The sequence below is a fragment of the Deltaproteobacteria bacterium genome, assembly GCA_029210625.1.
In the GTDB taxonomy this organism is placed as follows: domain Bacteria; phylum Myxococcota; class Myxococcia; order SLRQ01; family SLRQ01; genus JARGFU01.
Genome location: JARGFU010000012.1, coordinates 103,298 through 122,429, shown reverse-complemented (window position 1 = coordinate 122,429; position 19,132 = coordinate 103,298). Strand labels below are relative to the sequence as shown.

Below are 19,132 nucleotides of genomic sequence, written 5' to 3'. Positions count from 1 at the left end.
CCTGACCCGCTTCGCGATCCCTCGTCACCGACCCTTCCGCCGCCTCTCCAGGGGCCAGAAGGCGCAGGTCGCCCTCTCCCTGGCGCTGGCCACCGACTCCGAGTTGCTGATCCTGGATGATCCCACTCTCGGTCTGGACGCCGTCGCCCGGCGCTCGATCCTGGAGGAGCTGGTGGACGAGCTGGCCGGTGGCGGGCGGACGATCTTGATCACCACCCACGACCTCGCCGGCATCGAGGGCCTCGCCGACCGGGTGGCCTTCCTGAAGGAGGGACGGCTGATCCTCGACGAGCCGCTGGAGCGCTTGAAGGAGCGCTTCCGCCTGCTCCGCTGGCAGGAGGGCGAGGGGCCGGCCGGCGAGCTGACGGTCGTTCAGCGGCGCGAGGGGCCCTGGGGGCAGGAGGCCGTGGTCAGCGACTTCACCGAGGGTTGGGGCCAGGAGGGCTGCGAGGTCTCCGCGCTCTCCCTGGAGGAGATCTTCGTCGCCCTCGGTGGTGGGGAGCAGGAGGTGCCGTCATGAGGCCCCTGCTGGCGGTCGCCTCCCGGGAGTGGCTCGGTGCCCGGCGCTATCTGCTGGTGGCGGTGGTCTTCGGCGTCTTCCCGATCCTGCTCTCTCTCGTGCCCCCGCTCCGGCCGGCCGGCGGATGGGGATGGCTGCTCCTGCCGCTGGCGGAGGGGCTCGCGCTGAGCCTCGGCGTGGGCCTGGCCATCGGCCTCGGCGGCTCGACGGTGGCCCGGGAGGTGGACGACGGCCGGTTGGCCTTCCTGCTCTCTCGCCCCATCTCCACCCGGGCGATCTGGTTCGGGAAGGTGATCACGTCCTGGGGCGTGGCAGCGGCGGCCTTCGCGATCACCCTGGCGCCGACCCGGATCCTGATGACGCTCGGCGTCTACGAGGGCGCGGACTTCGCCGGGACCCCCTTCCCCCCGGGCCTCGACCTCGCGGTGATGGGCGGGCTGCTCCTGATCCTGCTCCTCGCCAACTGGATCAGCCTGATGGTGCGGGCGCGAAGCGGGTGGATGGCGCTGGACCTCCTGGGCGCGGCCCTCCTGGCGCTGATCGCGACGATGATCTGGCGGCGGCTCACCGATGTCGGAGAGATTTGGCTGCTGCAGGTGCTCGCGGTCGTGGCCGCGGTGGCCCTGGTCGTCGCGCTGCTCGGTGCGGGAGAACGCCAGCTGGCGCGGTCGACTGGATCTGCGCCGGGGTTACCGGGCGATGGCGCTGGCGACCTGGGGGATGTTGATTCCCTGCGGGGTGGGGGCCGATCTCTTCACCCGCTGGGCGGTGAAGGCCGACGTTGACGACCTCGTAACGATCTACGCCACAGACACGGCTTCCACGGGGGAGTGGATGACCGTCGCTGGTCGGAGCGCCCGGGGTGGTGTGCGACGCCATCCGGTCTTCCTGGTCCAGGCCAGGACGGGCCTCTCCCGGGAGATTCCGTACTTCGCGGCGTCGATGCCGCGGCTCTCGCGAGACGGCACCACGGCGGCATGGTTGGAGTACGCAGGTCGACCCGGTGAGGGACCCTCACGGGTCGTCGTCGCGGAGCTCGGTGATCGGGGGGTCCGAACGCGGAGGCTGGAATCCACGGCCGAGCCCTCGAGCGACAGCCTGATCCTCTCGGGTCTGGATCTGGTCCTGGATGCCAGCGGAAGGCGACTGGCGGTCCTGGGGTAGGGTGAGGTCGCGATCTGGGATCTCCAGTCCGGTGAGCTTCTTGCCAGGACGCGCAACGCCAGCAGGTCGAGAGATTCGGTGCCGAGGATGGCCTTCGTCGGAGAGCGCCTGCGCATCCTCCAGGTCCAGCCTGCGAAGTCCCGCGAGGTGACCCTCGTGCTCGAGGAGCTGGATCCAGCGGAAGGGAAGCTGCGAGTCGTTGCCCGTCGGGAGCTACCCACGACGTCGCCCAGCGGTTTGATCCGCGGGGGACCCGTTGACCCTTTGCTCGGATTCGCGAGCTGGAGAGACGAGAAGACCTGGCTCCTCGACCCCGAGACCCTGGAGATCCGGGCCACGATCGACACGGCTCGAGCCTTCCGGCTCCTCGACGATGATCGACTCGTCTACTTCCGGCGGGACGAGTCGGGGACCCTTGCCTTGAATGTCGCTGGTGAGAGCGACGCCCGGACCCTGGCGCTGCCGGGCAGGGTGCCGGGAGCGACGTTCACGGGAGAGCTGGGCTGGGAGCTCGAGCCTGGCAAGCTGGTGGTCGGTCTCACGCGCTTCGGTCCAGGCAAGACCTACGAGAAGACAACCCACCTCGTCGACCTGGCCTCCGGGGAGTGGTCAGAGGTGGCACGCGATGTGGAGCTGAGGAATAGCTGGTGGTCGCGAGCCGAGTTCTCGGCGCTTCCGGTCGGAAGCCTGGGCACCCGCCTACTGCAGAGGGACCATGGAGGAGGTCTACTCCTGCTGGATCCGGATGGATCGGTGACCCCGATCCTCGAGCCCAAACCCGCTCCATGGTGGCTGCCGGATCGACGCTGAACCCTCGACTCCAGGCAGGCAACGCCAGCCCGAACGGGCGCGGTTGGGGATCAGGCCAGGCGGCGCCGGGCGAGGCCGTCGGGCGCCGCCGGCTCGCGCCGGGACGGAGAGGCGATCAGCACCCGGTTCTTGCCCTGGGCCTTGGCCCGGTAGAGCGCCTCGTCGGCGGCCGCGATCAGCGCGTCGGGCGTCCGGCCGTGCTCGGGGTAGGTGCTGAGGCCGATGGTCGCCGTGATCCGGTGGCCGGAGATGAGCGTCGCCGAGAGCCGATTTCGCACCCGCTCGGCCACCCGGAAGGCCCCGCCCGCCGGGGAGGGGCAGCCGGTCTCCGGGAGGATGATCGCGAACTCCTCGCCCCCGTAGCGGCAGGCGATGTCCACGTCGTAGCCCCGCTCGCCCCCGCTGCGGCGGAGGCTCGCGCCGAGGATCTTGGCGGTGGCCCGCAGGACCTCGTCGCCGATCAGGTGGCCCTGGCGGTCGTTGATCTGCTTGAAGTCGTCGAGGTCGACCAGCAGCAGGGAGAAGGTGCCCCCGTAGCGCTCGCAGCGCGCGAGCTCACCGTGCAGGCACTGGAAGAAGTGCCGGCGGTTGTAGAGCCCCGTCAGCTCGTCCCGCACGACCATCTGGCGCAGGGCCGCCTCCCGGTCCCGGATCATCCGGGCCAGGGTGATCGAGACCCCGCAGACCGCCGAGCAGATGGCCAGCACCAGGCCCAGGGTGACGAGCAGGAAGTCGTGGTTCTCCAGCAGGGCCGGCCGGAGGAAGGGCATGGGCAGGGTGGGCAGGGCGCCGAAGTGCTCCGCGCCGATGAGTCCACCGTAGAGGACCAGCACGAAGCCCATCACGGTCCAGATCTCGCGGGGGCGCTCGAGGAGGAACGCCGTCTCCATGATGATCAGGACGTAGAGCACCCAGAAGAGGCTCTGGATGCCGCCCGAGTAGTGCACCACGACCGTCACGATCAGGGTGTCGAGCAGGAGCAGCCAGAGGTTGGCCTGCCAGACCTGCGCCCAGCGCCGGTGGGTGAGCTGGAAGAGGAGGTTGTAGGTGAAGACCACGAAGAGGGAGGCGACCGGGGCGTGGAGCTGCTCGGGCGAGAGCAGGGAGCCGTCCCCGCGCAGCGCGACGAAGTAGAGGCAGGCCACGTAGAGCACGAAGCCCCCCAGGGCGATCCAGCGCGCCCGGGTCACCTGCTGCAGGCGCTGCAGGTTGCTGCGCTGCGCCTCGCCGTCGAGGTCGGGACCCAGCGCGAGCGCGCCGGTGGGCCAGAGCCCTCGCGGCCCGCTGCTCACCCCGTCCCTACCCATCTCCAACCCCATCCGGCGACATAGCCTCAGGTGGGGGGTGAGGTCACTCCCCGCGGCGACGCCGGGCGCCCACCGCCCGAAGCGGAGGCCCGCGCGTTCGAGCTCGCCTCAGGGTTGGCCGGGGAGGGTGAGCTCGAGGGCGTAGGCCGCGGAGGCGCTCTCGCAGCGCTCGGTGCGCACCAGCAGGGAGAGCGGCGCCTCGGGGCTCGCGGGGAGTTGCAGGGTGCCGGTGCTGCCGGCCCGCACCTGGAGTCGCGCCCGGGGGCGCCGGCGCTGCTTCTTGCTCGCGCCCTCGGCCGGGGGCACCACCACCTCGAGGTCGGCCTCCTCCGGGGCGGAGAGGGTGAGCTCGGCGCCCTCGGGGATCGCCTCGAGCCGCCACCAGTCCTCCGAGCCGCCCAGGCCGGTCATGGCCATCACGGGCTTCCCGGCCGGCAGGGGGCTGGCCTCCTCGGGCCGATCGTTGGGCTCGCGCTCCTGGGTGAGGCCGGAGGGGAGCAGGGCGACCTTCAGCTGGTAGTCGTCCGAGACGTTCTCCACCGGCAGGGGGAGCTTGCCGTCCTCGTCGCCCACCAGCACCTGGCGCACCTGGAGCATCCAGGTGCCCGGCGTGATCTCGATGGCCGGGAGCGCCTCGCCGCGGTGGGTGCCCTTGCGATCGGCGCGGGCGATCACCTCCAGCTTGCCGGGGGCGTCCCGGCGCTCGCCCAGCAGCTCCAGCACCAGATCGATGTTGGGCAGCCCTTCGATGCTCGCGAAGAGGGTGGCGGGGTCGGGGCCGGGCAGCTCGAGCCGGTAGAAGTCGGCGTCCCCCTGGGTCCTCGAGATCCGCTTGCCCAGGTGGCCCTCGACGGTGCGCAGGCCCTCCTGGCGGGAGGCCAGGCGGGCGGCGAGGGAGGGCAGATCCGAGACCCGCTCGGGGGAGAGGAGGTTGGCGGTGCGGGGATCGTCGTTGGGCTCGGCCTCGACGCTGAGGGGAGGCGCGGGCTGCTGCCACCAGGCGTAGGCGCCGCCGAGGCCGCCCGCGAGGAGCACCGCCGGCGCCATCGCCTTGAGGAAGCGGGAGATGACCAGGCGGCGGGCGAAGCGCTCGAAGTCGGCCCGGGCGGCCAGGTGCGACCCGCTCTCGGTGGGATCCACCGGCAGGGCCACGATCTCCTGGGAGGTCCCCAGGCCCCGGCCCACCAGCGCCTCGAGGGCCGCGCGCATCTCGTCGGCGTCGGTGAAGCGGTCGGCCGGGCGCTTGGCCATCGCCTTCTCGAGGATGGCCGCCATCTCGGCGCTCACCCCCTGGCCTCCCTCGTGCTCCCGGATCTTGGGCACCGGCCGGGTGATGTGGGCCGTCATCACGCCCAGCGGGGTCTCGGCGGTGAAGGGCACCTGCCCGGTGAGCATCTCGAAGAGCATCGCCCCGAGGGAGTAGAGGTCGCTGCGGCCGTCGAGGGGGTCGCCCCGGGCCTGCTCGGGGGAGAGGTAGTAGGGGGTGCCGACGATCTCGCCGGCGCCGGTGTCGCCCTTCGCGCGGGCGGTGAGCTTGGCGATGCCGAAGTCGAGGACCTTCACGAAGTCCTTGCGATCCCGCAGATCGACCAGCATCACGTTGGCCGGCTTGATGTCCCGGTGGATGATCTCGGCCTCGTGGGCCTCGGCCAGGGAGCGCAGGACCTGGGCGCCGATGCTGGCCACCCGCAGCTCGGGCAGGCGCCCGGCCTCCCGCAGGATGTCGGAGAGGGGCCGGCCCCGGATGAACTCCATCACCAGGTAGAGGGCGCCGTCCCGGGTCTGGCCGAAGTCGAAGACCTGGATGGTGTTGTGGTGGACCAGCCGGGAGACGATCCGCGCCTCCTGCTTGAAGCGGTCCCGCACCATCTTGCCCCGGGGGCCGTCGACCAGCTCGGGGCGCAGGAGCTTGAGGGCGCAGACCTTGCCCATCCGGACGTGCTCGACCCGGAAGACCGAGCCCATCCCCCCCTCGCCGAGCTTCGCCTGGATCTTGTAGCGGCCGTCGATGAGGACATCGAGGGAGGCGCCCACCAGGGTGTCGGTGTCTCCGCCCAGCCCCCGGAGGTCGGCGCCGCAGCCGCCGCAGTAGTTCGTGGGGCTCAGGTGGACGTGGCCGCACTGCGGACAGGGGGGCATGTCCCCGGCCGGCGGGGCGAGCTCGAGCTCCGCGGATGAAACAGGGGCGGCCATGCGTTGCAACCTTGCAGTCTACACCTTTTGGAAAACTCCTTGTGATTACGCCGGATAGACGGCAGAAAGCGGGGACCCGACCGTGACCGGCACGCGCCGCCAGGGGACCAACGCGAATGCTGAACTGGCTCTATCAGATCTTCTCCCGAGACCTCGCCATCGACCTGGGGACCGCGAACACCCTCATCGTGGTGAAGGGGGCGGGGATCGTCTCCAACGAGCCCTCGGTGGTCGCCGTGCAGCAGGACGCCCGCGGCGGCAAGAAGGTGCTGGCGGTGGGCAAGCAGGCCAAGGAGATGCTCGGCCGCACCCCGGGGAACATCGTGGCCATCCGCCCGATGAAGGACGGCGTCATCGCCGACTTCGAGATCACCGCGGCGATGCTGCGCTACTTCATCCAGACCGCCCACAACCGCAAGGCGCTGGTGAAGCCCCGGATCATCATCGGCATCCCCTCGGGCATCACCGAGGTCGAGCGCCGCGCCGTGCGCGAGGCCGCCGAGAGCGCCGGCGCCCGTGAGGTCTACCTCATCGAGCAGCCCATGGCCGCGGCCATCGGCGCCGGCCTGCCGATCACCGAGCCGGCCGGCAACATGATCGTCGACATCGGCGGCGGCACCTCCGACGTCGCCGTCATCTCGCTCGCCGGCATCGTCTACTCCCGCTCCGTGCGGGTGGGCGGCGACAAGATGGACGAGGCGATCATCCAGCACATCAAGCGCAAGTACAACTTGCTCATCGGTGAGCGCAGCGCCGAGCTCATCAAGATGACCGTCGGGAACGCCTACCCCTCCGACGAGGTCACCCAGATGGAGATCAAGGGCCGCGACCTGGTGGCCGGCGTGCCCCGCACCCTGACGGTCTCCTCCGACGAGATCCGCGACGCCCTCTCCGAGCCGGTGAACGCCATCGTCGAGGCGGTGAAGGTCACCCTCGAGCGCACCCCGCCCGAGCTGGCCGGCGACATCGCCGACCGGGGCATCGTCCTGGCCGGCGGCGGCGCGCTCCTGAAGAACCTCGATCTGCTCCTGCGCGAGGAGACCGGCCTGCCGGTCTTCCTGGCCGAGGACCCCCTCTCGGCGGTGGTCATCGGGGCCGGCAAGGCCCTCGAGGAGATCGACATGCTCCGCCAGGTCACGGCCCACTCCTAGGTCCGGCCCGGGGCTGTTCAGAAACTGGACCCTGGTGTGCACAGGTCGGTGCCTGTACGCGCAACCACACACCAGGGGGCGGGCCGGCCGGCGGGCGCTCCGGGCTAAGTGCCCGGAATGACGCGACGCGCTGCGTCCGGCCCGGCTGGCACGGGCCTTGGAAAGGGGGAGGGAAACGAAGCCTGCCAGGAGGCCCCCATGCCCCACGCCCTCTCCACCGACCTCTTCACCAACCCCCTCGCCGACCTGCCCTCCGATCCTTCCGGCGGGAACGTCCCCGATCGCCGGCAGGACGACCGCCGGGGCAGCCTGGTGCCCGTCCACCGCTTCGGGGACGAGCGCCGGCGGGGCGACGAGCGGCGGACCCGCAGCCGGCGGGGCTTCGACCGGCACCCCATCGAGCTCATGGTCGAGCTGCGCTACGGCGGAGAGGCCACCCGGGCCCTGACCGTGGACCTCTCGGTGCTGGGGACCAGCCTGGGGGACGGGCCGCCCCTGCCCATCGGCACCCTGGTGCGCCTGACCTTCGAGCTGCCCGACGACCTGGAGGAGTTCCCCCTGATGACCTGGGCCCAGGTGGTCAGCCACGACGGGGACGGGGTCCTGGGCTACCGCTTCGTGGGCCTGCGCCCCTGTGACGCCCGCCGGATCGGGCGCCTCCTGGCCCCCCGGGAGGGGCTGGCCCTGGCCAGCGGCCATCGTTTTTGAGGGGGAGGGGTCGACCACTGGACCTGCGGGTTGTGGTAATCTGCCTCCCTCGACCATGAGCAGGGCACGCGACCGCCGACAGAAGCACGAGGACTTCATCAAGGAACGCCGCAAGGTGGACCGGAGGACCTCCGAGCGGCACGTCCTGGCGATCCCCATGGAGCTCACCGCTGGAGGCGACCTCTACTTCCACGTCAGCGGCGATCTCTCCGAGGGTGGGGCCTTCTTCGACCGGGCGATCCCCCATCCGGTGGGCACCGAGGTCGAGGTGGTCTTCATGCTGCCAGGCCCGGACGCCGTGCCGATCCGCTGCCGCGGGCAGGTGGTGAACGTGCCCGAGCGCGGGGATGGCCTGGGCATGGGCGTGCAGTTCCTCGATCTGAGCGACTCGGACCGCGACCGGATCCAGAGCTTCACCGGCGAGATCCTGGCCTCCGCCGACGAGTGAAGATCCCGCGGCCCTTCGCCGTCGGAGCCTTCGTGACCAAGAAACAGCGAAACTCGCTTCGGGCGGCCGTGGCCGTCCTCGGGCTCGGTGGGCTCCTCCTGGCCTCCGGCTGCTCCTTCCTCGAGGCGCTGCTGGCCGACGTGGTGCAGAAGCCGCAGCTGACCTTCGAGCGCTTCGAGGTGAAGAACATCTCCTTCGATGGCCTCACCCTCGGCCTGCACTGGCGGGTGGACAACCCCAACGAGGTGGGCCTGCGGCTGGCGTCGATCGGCTACGGCCTGACGGTGGACGGTCACGCCCTGGCCCGCGGCGAGTCCGAGCGCGGCATCGAGCTGGCGCCCCGGGGGAGCTCGCAGGTCGAGCTGCCCCTCTCGGTGCGCTACCAGGATCTGGGCCAGGCGCTGCTGGCGCTCTACCAGAAGCAGCAGGTGCCCTGGGGCGCCGACGGCCACTTCGGCTTCGGCACCCCCGCCGGCGTGATCAAGGTGCCCTTCCAGACCCAGGGGCAGCTGCCCGTGCCCCGCCTGCCGCGGGTGCAGATCGCCGGCGCCCGGGTCTCGAACCTGAGCCTCGCCGGGGCAACCCTCAACGTGGACCTCGACGTGGCCAACCAGAACGCCTTCCCGCTCCCCCTGGGGATGCTCGACTACCGCCTCCAGGCGGCTGGCCGGCAGGTGGCGGAGGGGCAGAGCCGGCCGCCCTCGGTGGCGGCCTCCCAGACCGGCCGGATCTCCCTGCCGGTGAGGGTGGACTTCGCGCGAGCGGGGCGCGCACTCTACGACGCGCTTCGCGCGGGGGAGGTGGATCTTGCGCTCGATGGAACTCTCGGCACCGGTCCGATCCAGATGCCCGTCCAGCTTCGCAGGCGCGTGCGCCTCTAGCGTCCTGGCCCTGCTCCTGCTCCTCCCCGCCGCGGCGGCGGCCGAGGAGAACCTGGCCCCCGATCTGGGGAACCTCTTCGGTCCGCCCAAGCTCGAGCTGGACAAGCCCGACACCGAGTCCCTGGGCGACATCGAGATGGAGGGCAAGGCCGCGCCGAAGACCCCCGGCATGGCGGCGCCCACCAAGGTCACCTACGCCGTCGAGAGCGCGGCCCTGGGCCGCGGCTTCAAGATCAAGAACAAGAAGACCGGCTGCGTCGCGAAGGCGGCGCTGAAGGGCTTCACCCTGGAGAAGATCCCCGGGCCCACCGGACCCTTCCAGACCTGCCTGCGCCTCTCCGCCAGCGACGGGGTGGTGGCGGCCATCGAGGCGAGGATCGTCGGCCCCGGTGGCATCGAGCTCGCCGACGCCTCGGGCGAGGTCTCCTTCGCCCGCAGCGGGAAGACCATGGACTTCGTCATCGACTGGACGGGCTTCGTCGCCCGCGCCCCCGGGGTCCACAAGCTGGAGGTGGTGCTCGCCTCCACCGCAAGGAAGACCGTCGAGTTCGAGGTGAAGTAGACTGGTCAGCTGGTGGCCGACTTCCCCCCCATCTCCGAGATCGCCCGGACCCGCCTCGATCGCCTGATCATCCAGGAGATCGAGATCGCGCGGCCGAAGACGAAGCGCCTGAAGAAGCGCTACCCCCTCCTGCCCGAGGCCGATCTGGCCCAGCAGCTGATCGACGAGAAGAAGGCCTACGCCGGCACCGGCGGGATGGTCAGCGGCTTCTTCGGGCTGCTCGCCCTGCCGGCGGACCTCCTCCTGGTCACCTTCCTGCAGCTTCGGCTGATCGTCGAGCTGGGGCAGCTCTTCCGGGTGAACCTGAAGTCCGAGCGCGGACAGAGCGAGCTCCTCGAGATCCTGGGCCGCGGCAACGGCGTCGGCCCGCTCTACCGCACCGGCCCCACGGTCTTCGCCCGCCTCGCCCTACGCATCCTCCAGAAGAAGGGCCTCAGCTCCGTCGGACGGGCCGTGCCCCTGGTCGCCGCCCCGGTCTCCGCCTGGCTGAACAACCGGGACATCCAGCGGGTGGGGGACGAGGCGCTGCGCCAGTGGGGGCGGCGGCGGCAGCTGGCCGAGAAGCGATGGGCGAGCGAGGAATGAGTCGCGCGCGCTGGCGGTGGCCCTCCCTCCTCGGGGGTCTCCTGCTCCTCCTCGGGGCGAGCTTCGGCGGCTGCACCTGCGGCACGCCCTGCGAGAACGGGACCTGCCCCGAGGGGCAGGCCTGCTCCCTGGCCTGGGACCAGTGCCTCGACGTCGATCGGGTCTTCGGCACCAACTGCTTCGACGCCGGCGACTGCCACCGCGGGATCTGCCTCACCGTGGGCTCCAACCTGGCGGTCTGCACCGGCACCTGCGAGGCGAGTGATCCTCCCTGCCCCGAGGACTGGGCCTGCATCCCGGTGGACGACGGCGCCGGCGGCGCGCTCCCGGTCTGCTCCCCCGCCGGGCCGGGGGCCATCGGCGAGCCCTGCACCACGGGCAACGACTGCCAGGGGGCCTTGTGTCTCCCGCTGGAGTCGGGCTCGGTCTGCTCGGCCACCTGCGAGGCCAGCGACCTGACGAGCTGCGGCGAGGGGAACGTGGGCTGCGTGACCTTCGCCGACGGCGCGGGCAACACCTACGACTTCTGCGTCGCCGGGGGCAGCGCCCCGCCGGGCACGCCCTGCTCGGGGGGGATCACCGACTGCGACCTCTCGCGCAGCGCGACCTGCCTCGAGGACAACAACGGCGCGACCTTCTGCTCGCCGGCCTGCCCCGGAGGAGACGAGGACTGCGGCGAGCTCCCCGGCGGCTGCTGTGTGGACCTCGGGAGCGAGGCCCCGGCGCCCTTCTGCCTGACCGCCCCCTACTGCGGCTGCGTGCCCAGCTGCCTGGGCGCCCAGTGCGGGGACGACGGCTGCGGCGGCAGCTGCGGCACCTGCGAGACCGGTGAGATCTGCAGCGGCGGCGTCTGCACCACCTGCACCCCCCAGTGCGACGGCCTCGAGTGCGGGGACGACGGCTGCGGCGGCGTCTGCGGCACCTGCTCGAGCGGCGAGCGCTGCGTGAGCGGGCTCTGCGAGGCGACCTGCACGCCCGACTGCACCGACCGCACCTGCGGGGACGACGGCTGCGGCGGGGTCTGCGGCACCTGCACCAGCCCGCAGCGCTGCCACGAAGGCGGCTGCGTGGAGCCGGCGCTCCTCCTGGTCGACCTGCTGGTCGAGAACCTCTCGGCCTCACCCGCGGCGATCTGGGGCCTGGGCGAGTACCAGGCCAGCCCCTCGCTGGGGCCGCCGGTCACCTACGGGCAGGGGCCTCAGCCCGGCACCACCCAGGTGCTGCTCTGCGGCAACACGGTGCTCTGCTCCGACGAGCCGATCCTCTCGGTGGAGACCGGCTACGGCCTGAAGCTCGGCTACGATCTCGGCGCCGGCCGGGTGCAGTGCAGCGCCGCCTTCACCCTCCACGCCGCTGGCGCGCCCACCGTGGTCGGCGGTGACTGCCTCGTGGCGGGTGGCGGCCCCTTCGCGACCCTGGAGGTCGGCGGAACGACCGGCACGCCCACCTTCACCTGGACCCTGCCCTGAGGCCTCAGGCGTAGCGCGTGGGATCCGGGAGGCCGGCCTCCTCGAAGCCCCGGCGCCGCAGGGTGCAGGCGTCGCAGCGGCCGCAGGCCCGCCCCTCGGCGTCGGCCTGGTAGCAGGTGACGGTCTCCTCGTAGGGGACGCCCAGATCGGTGCCGGTGCGGACGATCTGGGCCTTGGTCATCTTGAGGAGCGGGGCCTGCACCCGGAAGCGGGTGCCCTCGAGCCCGGCGCGGGTGGCGAGGTTGGCCAGATCCTCGAAGGCCCGGGCGAAGGCCGGGCGGCAGTCGGGGTAGCCCGAGTAGTCCACGGCGTTGATGCCGACGAAGAGATCCCGGGCGCCGATCACCTCGGCGTTGGCCAGGGCGATCCCGAGGAGGACGGTGTTGCGCGCCGGCACGTAGGTCGAGGGGATGACCCCCGCCTCCCGGGCCTCGGGGTCCTCGCCCTCGGGCACCGGGAGGGACGGATCGGTGAGGGCCGAGCCGCCGAAGGCCGAGAGGTCCACCCTCACCACCTTGTGATCCACCGCGCCGAGCCGCGCGGCCAGCCGGCGGGCGGCCTCGAGCTCGGTGCGATGCTGCTGGCCGTAGTCGACCGAGAGGGCGTGGCAGGTGTGCCCCGTGGCCCGGGCCATGGCCAGGACCGTCGCCGAATCGAGCCCCCCGGAGAGGAGGACCACCGCGAGTCGCGCATCCATGGAGAGGGAGTCTAACCCACCGGGCAGGTGGGGCCAGAAGGCGACGGCAGCGTGCAACCCGGACTTTCGGGTATTCTCCGGGAGACCACCGTGATCGTCGCCGGGGAGGATGCCTCGAGCAGGGAAGGGATGAAGGTGAAGCTCAAGCTGCTGATTCCACCGGCGTTGGGCCGGAATCGTGCGTCGGCGAGGGCGGAGCTGCTCGGCTCCGAGCTCGGACGCTGGCTGGACCGCGAGGTGACCGTCGAGATCGCCCGGGACTACGACGAGCTCGAGCGGCAGGTCCTGGGCGGCACGACGGATCTGGCCTGGGCGCCGCCCTCGCTCTGCGCCCGGCTCTCCGGGCAGCACCACGGCATCTTCAAGGCGGTGCGCAACGGCCGCTCGACCTACCGCTCGGCGATCCTCGCGCGGACCGGTGAGGCCCGGGACCTCGAGAGCCTGCGGGGCAAGCGGGCGATCTGGGTCGATCCCCTCTCCACCGGCGGCTACCTGCTGCCGGACGCCTACCTGCGCTCCTCGGGCATCGATCCCGAGAGCTTCTTCGCCGAGGAGAGCTTCGCCGGGAGCTACCAGGCCGCCCTGCTGGCGGTGGCGGACGGGAAGGCCGACGTGACGGCGGTTCACGTGCACACCGACCGCGGGGCCGACCTCCACGACTCGATCGCCCAGCACGCCGAGCGCGCGGTGCCGCGCCTCTCGGTGGTCGCGGTCACCGGCGAGGTCGGCGCGGACGGGCTGGTGGTCTGCTCCGGTCTGCCCCTGGCCGAGGCCACCGAGATCGTGAAGAAGATCGAGGCGATGCAGGACCTGCCCGGCGGGCCGCCGCTGATCGTCTCGATCTTCGACGCCGAGGCCCTCGAGCTGGCCAAGGCCGGCGCCTACCGGGCGCTGCTCACCCGCCGCTGAAGCCAGCGCGCGGTCGCCTCCGGGGCGTCGACGTGGAGGAAGTGACCGCTGGCCTCCAGGGTCTCGACCTCGATGCCCAGCGCCGCGAGGCGCTCGAGGTCGCCGCTCGAGACCAGGGGTGAGCGGCCGCCCCGGAGGAGGGCGATCCGCTCGGGGTGTCGCTCGACCACCGGCCACAGGTCGACCGTGCGGGTCGCGGCGTGCACCGCGGCGAGGTAGTCGCGGTCGATCCGCCAGCCCACCGCGCCGTCACCCTTGCGCTCGAGGTTCATCGAGAGCCAGGCGATCAGCTGCTCGTCGCCGGTGTGCGCCCGGAAGTACGCCTCGGCCTCGGCGCGGCTCGGGAAGCGGTCGGGCGCCGCCTGCAGGTCCGCCACCATGCGATCCGCGGCCGGGGCGTGGAGGCTTCCCGGGGTCATGTCGAGGATCGCCACCCGGGCCACGCGCTGCGGGGCGAGGTCGAGGGTGGCCAGCGCCACCCGCGCGCCGAAGGAGTGCCCCGCCAGGTCCACGGGCTCCGCCTGGCCCAGGTCCGCGAGGAAGCGCTCCATCTCCGCGGCCATCGCCGGGAAGCCCGCGCCGCGCGGGGAGGGCGCCGAGGCGCCGTGCCCGGGCAGGTCGGGGAGGTGGAGGAGCAGGTCGGGCTGCCGCTGCAGGAGCAGGCGGGCGAGGGAGGAGAGGTTGCGCCCGGCCCCCAGGAAGCCGTGGAGGAGCACCAACGGACGCGCGCCGCTGCCCTGTCGTCTGCTGGCCAGCATGTCCCCTGTATCGGGGCCGCTCCCCCGAAAGGTCAACGCCCCTGAAATGCCCCGGGGCTCCCGGGCGTAGGAGAGGGTGAACCCCCCGCGGTCCCAAGGAGGTCCACGCGATGCGTCTCGTCAAAGGTCTGATCCTGCTCCTCGGCGGTCTCCTCGGCGCGGTCTACCTGCTCAACCCCGGAGCCGGCGTCATCGAGCTGATCCCCGACGCCCTCCCGGTGGTGGGCAACCTCGACGAGGCGGCGGCCATCGGCCTCCTCATCAGCTGCGTGAAGGGCCTGCGGTCGCTGCGGCGCGAGCGGCGGGAGCGCTCCCTCCCGGAGGGCGCCGATCGGCGCCTCGAGCCGGGGGTGAGGCCTCAGGACTTCAGGAAGGCCGAGAGCACCTCGTAGGCCCGGGCCAGGGGGGCGATCTCGCAGTACTCGCCCACCTGGTGCGCCTGGTCGCTCCGGCCGGGCCCGAAGTTCACCGCGTCGATCCCGGCCTCGGTGAACCGGGCGACGTCGGTCCAGGCGATCTTGGGCGCGACCTGCAGGCCGCCCTCGCTCACCAGCCGCTCGAGCAGCGCGTTGTGATCGGGCACCGCGCCGGAGGGCGCGAGGTCGGTGAACTCGATCGCGGCCGAGGCGGGCACCAGCTCGCGCACCCGCTGCTGCGCCTCCTCGAGGGGCGTGCCCGGGACGAAGCGGTAGTTGAGGTTCAGCACGAAGGTGTCGGGCACCACGTTGCGGTAGCGGCCGCCCTGGGCGGTGGTGATCGTCGCCACCGACGTGAAGACGTGGCCGCCGACCTCGACCTCGATCGGCTTCATCTCGTGGAGCCGGGCCAGGAAGGCGCCGGCGGCGGTGATCGCGTTCTCGCCCTGCCAGGGGCGGGCGCTGTGGGCGGCCTTGCCAGAGAAGGTCAGGGTCGCGTGGATGGACCCCAGGCAGCCCACCTGCACCACCCCGTCGGTGGGCTCCATCACCAGGGCGAGCTCCAGCTTCGCCAGATCGGGGCGCTGCGCGAGGACCGTCTTCAGCCCGCTGTCCTCGTGGGGGCCCTCCTCCCTGTCGTAGAAGATCGCCATCACCTCCACGCCCGTGTCCTCCGGGCGCAGGTCCTCCAGCAGGCACTGGATGACCGCCAGGGCGCCCTTCATGTCGCTGGCGCCGAGGCCCACCACCCGGTCCTCCTCGAGCCGCGGCAGGGCCTCGTCCTCGTGGGGCGGCACGGTGTCGAGGTGGCCGACGAGGGCCACGGTGGGTCGCGTCTCCGAGACCTCTCCGACGACGACGCTGTTCCTGATGCGCTCGACGCGCCTTCGCATCCCCGGGCTCCGCGCCCAGGCCTCGACCAGCCGGGCGATCGCCTCCTCCTCCCCGTAGGGGGAGGCGGTCTGGCAGAGCGAGAGGGTGCGCTCGGCGAGGCGGCGGGCGAGGTCACTCATGGCCGGATCACTCGCGGTTCTCGAAGTAGAGGAAGTCGATGAGGAAGGTCGCGCCGAGGAGGACCAGGCGCAGGTCCTGATCCATCTGCGGGCCGAAGTGCACCATGAAGTTGTCGGAGTCGGTGAAGGCCTCCTTGAGGAGGCCGCTCCACTTCTTGGTGATCTTGCCGACCTCCTGCTCGCCGACCTTCAGCTGGAAGGTCCAGGGGTGGAAGAGGGGGCCGAAGATCTCCGCCACCTCGACGCCTCGCCGGTCGTAGACCGTGAAGCGGCGGTTGAACCAGGCCCAGCGCTGATCCACCTTGCCGAGCACGCTGCCGTCGGGGGCGACGATCTCGCACTCGGAGAAGAACCAGGTCCAGGGGCGGACGACCTTGAAGGCGGGCGCCCCCGCGGCGTCCCGCATCTCCATGGTGAAGGGGCGCTTGTTCTTGAGGAAGCCGCGGGTGAGGACCGCCAGGGCCCCCGAGCCGACCTCGCCGGCGTGATAGAGGGCCACCCCGTCGGGGGAGGTGATCTGGTAGCGGTTCCGGGTCTCCCAGCCGGAGAGGATCTCGCCCCACTCCTTCTTCTGCTGGACGACGAGGCTCTCGGACTGCTGCAGGCGCATCAGGCTCTCGGACATGGTCTCCTCCTCCTGCCTCCCTGTTACTCCATCTCGCCCTGCAGGGGATCCTCCGGCCGGGCGTCCGGGTCGGGGCGCACCCACTTGCAGGAGCCGAGGTGCTCGGCGAGGTAGCTCTCGGGGAGGGCGAGCTCGAGGGTGAAGCTCTCGCCCTTGGGGACCACCCGGGCGAAGTCGAGGAGGTCGGCGAGGGCCTCCTCCCCCTGCTCCTGCGCTGCGATCCGGCCGGCGGAGATGGCGCCGGCCAGGCTGCGGGCCAGCTCGTCGACCGACTCCCGGTCGCTGCCCTCGAGGTCGAGCACCATGGCCACGTCCTTCGAGGCGTCGAGGTGGAAGGAGACCTGCTTCGCGACCTCCCGGATCCGCCGCGAGATCTCGTCCTGATCCCTCTCCAGGAGCCGGGCGATGGCCTCGGCGCCGACGACGCCGTAGACGTCACCGTAGGTCTGGTGCTCGGCGATGGTGGGGGCGCCCGCCTCGGCGCGGCCCTCCAGGCGATCGATGGCCGCCTGCACCTCGGCGCGGTCGCGGCCGAGGACGACCAGCTGATCGTCCCAGACGCCGAGGACCTCCGAGCCCCGCTCGTAGATCTCGCCCTTCTCTCCCCAGTGGATGGGGCTGTCGCCCTTCATCAGCTTGTCCCAGTCCACGCTGGCGAAGTCGCCGGTGAGGTAGGCGGTCTCCCCCGAGAAGCCGAAGCGGTCGAGATCCTCGAGGGGGTCGATGCCGATCTCGTCCTTGAACTTCTCGATCTCGCCCCAGGCCTTGTCGCCCAGACACGAGAGGACCATCTCGCCGACCGGGGAGTGGCGCAGGGCGTTGAGCTCGCCCACCACCGCCATGCCGCCCTCGCCCCCGGGGAAGGCGGCGAGGAGGGGATCGCGGGGGCGCGGCGGGGGAGGCGGCTGCTGCTCGTCGGCCGGCGCCGGCGGGGTCCGCTCGGGCAGCACCTGGCGGCGCACCATGCGCTGCCGCTCCGCGTCGTCCAGCCCCCGGGGGAAGTCCATCTTCTCGGCGCGGTGGGCGCGAGGCATCTCCTCCACGTCCATCAGCCAGGCCGCGACCCCCAGGAGGATCGCCAGCAGGCCGAGCCAGATCAGCTGTCCACGCTTCATCAGTAGTCCTTTCCGCCGAAGCGCCAGGCCGCCAGCGCGAAGCCGGCCGCGGCGAAGACCAGGGCGCCCAGGCCCAACCGCAGGAGGGTCCCCTGCTCGACCGGGCCCTCCGCGGCGATGGCGCCGGCCAGGTTGGCCAGGCCGGCGATCCGGGGCAGGGGAGCGGTGAGCCAGGTGAAGAGCTGCCGGGAGAGGCCGGCCTCGAAGAGGCGGGCGATGTCCGCGCGGTAGGTGGCGATGATGCCCAGCACGAAGAGGAGGAAGCCGGCGCCGGCCGAGAGGGCAGCCGAGCGAACGAAGACCGCCGAGGCGAGCATCAGGGCGTAGACCGCCGCGAAGGCCAGGATGGCCAGGAGGGAGGCGAGGATCAGGTGGAGGCCCCAGACCCCGGCCTTCACGCCGAGGATCAGGGTGAGGCCCACCGAGCCGTAGAGGGCGCCGAAGCTCACCAGCAGGAGCACGCCCAGGTAGGTGCCGGCCAGCAGCTCGGTCCGCCGCAGGGGCAGCGAGAGGAGGTGCTCGATCCTCCCTGGCGCCAGCAGGCTGGGGGCGAAGTCGGCGCAGGCGATGATCCCGAAGATCATCCCGCCGTAGAAGACGACGTAGGCCGAGGCCTCGAAGAGGGGGCGGAGGAAGACCTCCACCGGCTGGTAGACGCCCCGCCCGATCGAGTCACCGAAGAAGCGGGAGGCGGCCAGGGCGCCATCGACCACGTCGAGGCGCAGGGCGAAGGCCACCGTCAGCAGGGCCGCGGTCACCGCCAGCGCCAGGGCCCAGACCCACTTGCGGGCGCGGGCCTCGCGCAGGAGATCGAGGGCGAGGGTGCCGATGACGCCCAGGCTCCTCATCCGCGCCGCCCCTCCTGGCCCACCGCCTCGGAGAGGATGCCCTCCAGGTCCTTGAGGTCCCGGCAGACCTCGAGGATCAGGGCCCCCCGGGCCCGGGCCGCGTCGAGGTGGGCGTTGAGGGTCGCGGCGTCCCCGGCCTCGACCAGGAAGCTCCCGGGCGCCCCGTCGGGGGCGAAGCCCTGCCCGGCGAGGCCCGCGAGGAGCTCGGGGGTCGTGGCGTCGCCGACCTCTCCGGTCGAGAAGCGTACCCGCCAGCGCGGCGCGCCGCCGGCCAGCTCCGAGAGGGGCCCCTCCCGCAGCAGGCGCCCCTCCGAGAGGATGCCGATCCGGTCGCAGACCCGCTCGGTCTCGGCCAGGAGGTGCGAGTTCAGGAAGAGGGTGGCGCCCCGCTGGCGCTCCTCCTCGAGGATGTGGCGCACCTCGATCCGGCCCAGGGGATCGATGCCGTCGGTGGGCTCGTCGAGGATCAGCAGCTCGGGGGCGCCGACCAGCGCCGCCGCCAGGGCGGTGCGCTGGCGCATCCCCTTGGAGAAGGTCTTCAGCTTGCGGCCCAGGGCGTCCTGCAGGCCGACCCGGGCGAGCTGGCGCTCGGCCTCCGCCGCAGGATCGCGCAGGCGCTTGAGGCGGCCCACGCTGGTGAGGAACTCGCGGGGGGTGAAGGCGGGGGGGAGGTGGAGGCGCTCGGGCAGGTAGCCGATCCGCTGCCGGATCTCCCGGTCGCTCGGCGGGCCCCCGAGGAGCTGGATCCGCCCGGCGGTGGCGTGCACCACGCCCAGCAGGATCTTGATGAGGGTGGTCTTGCCGGCGCCGTTCAGGCCGATCAGGCCGAAGGCGCTGCCCGCCGGGACCTCCAGGCTCACTCCGTCGAGGGCCCGGACGCCGCTCCGGCGGCCGAAGCCCCGGAAGACCTTGGTGAGGTCGGCGACCGCGATGGCGGGGGTGGGCGGCACGGC

Annotated in this window: 21 protein-coding genes; 12 read left to right on the top strand and 9 right to left on the bottom strand. The window is 72.0% G+C overall.

Annotated features, from left to right (window positions below):
• Positions 1-16 precede the first annotated feature (16 nt).
• From P1V51_13050 to P1V51_13040, 3 genes are all read left to right on the top strand, one after another.
• The gene (locus P1V51_13050) at positions 17-520 is read left to right on the top strand and encodes an AAA family ATPase (GenBank protein ID MDF1563969.1); all 504 of its coding nucleotides are present in this window, start codon (positions 17-19) and stop codon (positions 518-520) included.
• The gene (locus tag P1V51_13045) at positions 517-1,305 is read left to right on the top strand and encodes a hypothetical protein (protein MDF1563968.1); all 789 of its coding nucleotides are present in this window, start codon (positions 517-519) and stop codon (positions 1,303-1,305) included. The genes P1V51_13050 and P1V51_13045 overlap by 4 nt, the downstream gene beginning before the upstream one ends.
• A 466-nt stretch (positions 1,306-1,771) precedes the next feature.
• Complete coding sequence (locus P1V51_13040; GenBank protein ID MDF1563967.1) at positions 1,772-2,494, top strand: hypothetical protein; 723 nt, start codon at positions 1,772-1,774, stop codon at positions 2,492-2,494.
• Positions 2,495-2,544: 50 nt separating this feature from the next.
• On the opposite strand, the gene P1V51_13035 is transcribed toward P1V51_13040, so the two are convergent.
• Both P1V51_13035 and P1V51_13030 read right to left on the bottom strand, forming a co-directional pair.
• Positions 2,545-3,801 (bottom strand): GGDEF domain-containing protein, encoded by a 1,257-nt coding sequence (locus P1V51_13035; protein MDF1563966.1) that lies wholly within the window; start codon positions 3,799-3,801, stop codon positions 2,545-2,547.
• Between the two features lie 108 nt (positions 3,802-3,909).
• Entirely contained in the window at positions 3,910-5,994 is a 2,085-nt protein-coding gene (locus P1V51_13030; GenBank protein MDF1563965.1) for a serine/threonine-protein kinase, read from the bottom strand.
• 116 nt (positions 5,995-6,110) lie between these two features.
• Between P1V51_13030 and P1V51_13025 the strand changes: the two genes are divergently transcribed.
• The 7 genes from P1V51_13025 to P1V51_12995 all read left to right on the top strand — a co-directional run bounded on the left by P1V51_13025 (position 6,111) and on the right by P1V51_12995 (position 11,798).
• Complete coding sequence (locus tag P1V51_13025) at positions 6,111-7,145, top strand: rod shape-determining protein (GenBank protein ID MDF1563964.1); 1,035 nt, start codon at positions 6,111-6,113, stop codon at positions 7,143-7,145.
• A 198-nt stretch (positions 7,146-7,343) separates the two neighbouring features.
• Complete coding sequence (locus tag P1V51_13020; GenBank protein ID MDF1563963.1) at positions 7,344-7,853, top strand: PilZ domain-containing protein; 510 nt, start codon at positions 7,344-7,346, stop codon at positions 7,851-7,853.
• Between the two features lie 55 nt (positions 7,854-7,908).
• The gene (locus P1V51_13015; GenBank protein ID MDF1563962.1) at positions 7,909-8,301 is read left to right on the top strand and encodes a PilZ domain-containing protein; all 393 of its coding nucleotides are present in this window, start codon (positions 7,909-7,911) and stop codon (positions 8,299-8,301) included.
• Positions 8,302-8,333: 32 nt separating this feature from the next.
• Positions 8,334-9,182 carry an LEA type 2 family protein gene (locus P1V51_13010; GenBank protein ID MDF1563961.1) on the top strand — a complete coding sequence of 283 codons (849 nt, stop codon included), beginning with the start codon at positions 8,334-8,336 and terminating at the stop codon, positions 9,180-9,182.
• Positions 9,118-9,744, top strand: coding sequence for a hypothetical protein (locus tag P1V51_13005; GenBank protein MDF1563960.1), 627 nt, complete (start codon positions 9,118-9,120; stop codon positions 9,742-9,744). The genes P1V51_13010 and P1V51_13005 overlap by 65 nt, the downstream gene beginning before the upstream one ends.
• Before the next feature lie 12 nt (positions 9,745-9,756).
• Positions 9,757-10,329: an EcsC family protein gene (locus tag P1V51_13000; protein MDF1563959.1), complete on the top strand. Its 573-nt coding sequence runs from the start codon at positions 9,757-9,759 to the stop codon at positions 10,327-10,329.
• On the top strand, positions 10,326-11,798 hold the full coding sequence (locus tag P1V51_12995) for a hypothetical protein (GenBank protein MDF1563958.1): 1,473 nt from the start codon (positions 10,326-10,328) through the stop codon (positions 11,796-11,798). The genes P1V51_13000 and P1V51_12995 overlap by 4 nt, the downstream gene beginning before the upstream one ends.
• A gap of 4 nt (positions 11,799-11,802) precedes the next feature.
• Here P1V51_12995 and queC read toward each other — a convergent pair whose 3' ends face one another.
• Positions 11,803-12,495, bottom strand: coding sequence for a 7-cyano-7-deazaguanine synthase QueC (gene queC, locus P1V51_12990; protein MDF1563957.1), 693 nt, complete (start codon positions 12,493-12,495; stop codon positions 11,803-11,805).
• A 129-nt stretch (positions 12,496-12,624) separates the two neighbouring features.
• On the opposite strand from queC, the gene P1V51_12985 reads away from it, so the two are divergent.
• Positions 12,625-13,404, top strand: a complete 780-nt coding sequence (locus tag P1V51_12985; protein MDF1563956.1) for a PhnD/SsuA/transferrin family substrate-binding protein — start codon at positions 12,625-12,627, stop codon at positions 13,402-13,404.
• Here the strand turns inward: P1V51_12985 and P1V51_12980 are convergent.
• Positions 13,377-14,162 carry an alpha/beta fold hydrolase gene (locus P1V51_12980; protein MDF1563955.1) on the bottom strand — a complete coding sequence of 262 codons (786 nt, stop codon included), beginning with the start codon at positions 14,160-14,162 and terminating at the stop codon, positions 13,377-13,379. The genes P1V51_12985 and P1V51_12980 overlap by 28 nt on opposite strands.
• 110 nt (positions 14,163-14,272) lie before the next feature.
• On the opposite strand from P1V51_12980, the gene P1V51_12975 reads away from it, so the two are divergent.
• Positions 14,273-14,554 carry a DUF1232 domain-containing protein gene (locus P1V51_12975; GenBank protein ID MDF1563954.1) on the top strand — a complete coding sequence of 94 codons (282 nt, stop codon included), beginning with the start codon at positions 14,273-14,275 and terminating at the stop codon, positions 14,552-14,554.
• Here P1V51_12975 and dapE read toward each other — a convergent pair.
• The 5 genes from dapE to P1V51_12950 are packed head-to-tail and all read right to left on the bottom strand — an operon-like array spanning position 14,521 to position 19,129.
• Positions 14,521-15,591 (bottom strand): succinyl-diaminopimelate desuccinylase, encoded by a 1,071-nt coding sequence (dapE, locus tag P1V51_12970; protein ID MDF1563953.1) that lies wholly within the window; start codon positions 15,589-15,591, stop codon positions 14,521-14,523. The genes P1V51_12975 and dapE overlap by 34 nt on opposite strands.
• 7 nt (positions 15,592-15,598) lie before the next feature.
• Positions 15,599-16,216: a phospholipid scramblase-related protein gene (locus P1V51_12965; protein ID MDF1563952.1), complete on the bottom strand. Its 618-nt coding sequence runs from the start codon at positions 16,214-16,216 to the stop codon at positions 15,599-15,601.
• 23 nt (positions 16,217-16,239) lie between these two features.
• Positions 16,240-17,331 carry a hypothetical protein gene (locus tag P1V51_12960; protein ID MDF1563951.1) on the bottom strand — a complete coding sequence of 364 codons (1,092 nt, stop codon included), beginning with the start codon at positions 17,329-17,331 and terminating at the stop codon, positions 16,240-16,242.
• The gene (locus P1V51_12955) at positions 17,331-18,179 is read right to left on the bottom strand and encodes a hypothetical protein (protein MDF1563950.1); all 849 of its coding nucleotides are present in this window, start codon (positions 18,177-18,179) and stop codon (positions 17,331-17,333) included. The genes P1V51_12960 and P1V51_12955 overlap by 1 nt, the downstream gene beginning before the upstream one ends.
• Positions 18,176-19,129: an ABC transporter ATP-binding protein gene (locus P1V51_12950; GenBank protein MDF1563949.1), complete on the bottom strand. Its 954-nt coding sequence runs from the start codon at positions 19,127-19,129 to the stop codon at positions 18,176-18,178. The genes P1V51_12955 and P1V51_12950 overlap by 4 nt, the downstream gene beginning before the upstream one ends.
• Positions 19,130-19,132: the final 3 nt, after the last annotated feature.

Coding starts and splice junctions, on each gene's coding strand:
- P1V51_13045 (MDF1563968.1), top strand. CDS start 517: ATGAGGCCCCTGCTGGCGGTCGCCTCCCGGGAGTGGCTCGGTGCCCGG.
- P1V51_13040 (MDF1563967.1), top strand. CDS start 1,772: ATGGCCTTCGTCGGAGAGCGCCTGCGCATCCTCCAGGTCCAGCCTGCG.
- P1V51_13035 (MDF1563966.1), bottom strand. CDS start 3,801: ATGGGTAGGGACGGGGTGAGCAGCGGGCCGCGAGGGCTCTGGCCCACC.
- P1V51_13030 (MDF1563965.1), bottom strand. CDS start 5,994: ATGGCCGCCCCTGTTTCATCCGCGGAGCTCGAGCTCGCCCCGCCGGCC.
- P1V51_13025 (MDF1563964.1), top strand. CDS start 6,111: ATGCTGAACTGGCTCTATCAGATCTTCTCCCGAGACCTCGCCATCGAC.
- P1V51_13020 (MDF1563963.1), top strand. CDS start 7,344: ATGCCCCACGCCCTCTCCACCGACCTCTTCACCAACCCCCTCGCCGAC.
- P1V51_13015 (MDF1563962.1), top strand. CDS start 7,909: ATGAGCAGGGCACGCGACCGCCGACAGAAGCACGAGGACTTCATCAAG.
- P1V51_13005 (MDF1563960.1), top strand. CDS start 9,118: ATGGAACTCTCGGCACCGGTCCGATCCAGATGCCCGTCCAGCTTCGCA.
- P1V51_12995 (MDF1563958.1), top strand. CDS start 10,326: ATGAGTCGCGCGCGCTGGCGGTGGCCCTCCCTCCTCGGGGGTCTCCTG.
- queC (MDF1563957.1), bottom strand. CDS start 12,495: ATGGATGCGCGACTCGCGGTGGTCCTCCTCTCCGGGGGGCTCGATTCG.
- P1V51_12985 (MDF1563956.1), top strand. CDS start 12,625: ATGAAGGTGAAGCTCAAGCTGCTGATTCCACCGGCGTTGGGCCGGAAT.
- P1V51_12980 (MDF1563955.1), bottom strand. CDS start 14,162: ATGCTGGCCAGCAGACGACAGGGCAGCGGCGCGCGTCCGTTGGTGCTC.
- P1V51_12975 (MDF1563954.1), top strand. CDS start 14,273: ATGCGTCTCGTCAAAGGTCTGATCCTGCTCCTCGGCGGTCTCCTCGGC.
- dapE (MDF1563953.1), bottom strand. CDS start 15,591: ATGAGTGACCTCGCCCGCCGCCTCGCCGAGCGCACCCTCTCGCTCTGC.
- P1V51_12965 (MDF1563952.1), bottom strand. CDS start 16,216: ATGTCCGAGAGCCTGATGCGCCTGCAGCAGTCCGAGAGCCTCGTCGTC.
- P1V51_12960 (MDF1563951.1), bottom strand. CDS start 17,331: ATGAAGCGTGGACAGCTGATCTGGCTCGGCCTGCTGGCGATCCTCCTG.
- P1V51_12955 (MDF1563950.1), bottom strand. CDS start 18,179: ATGAGGAGCCTGGGCGTCATCGGCACCCTCGCCCTCGATCTCCTGCGC.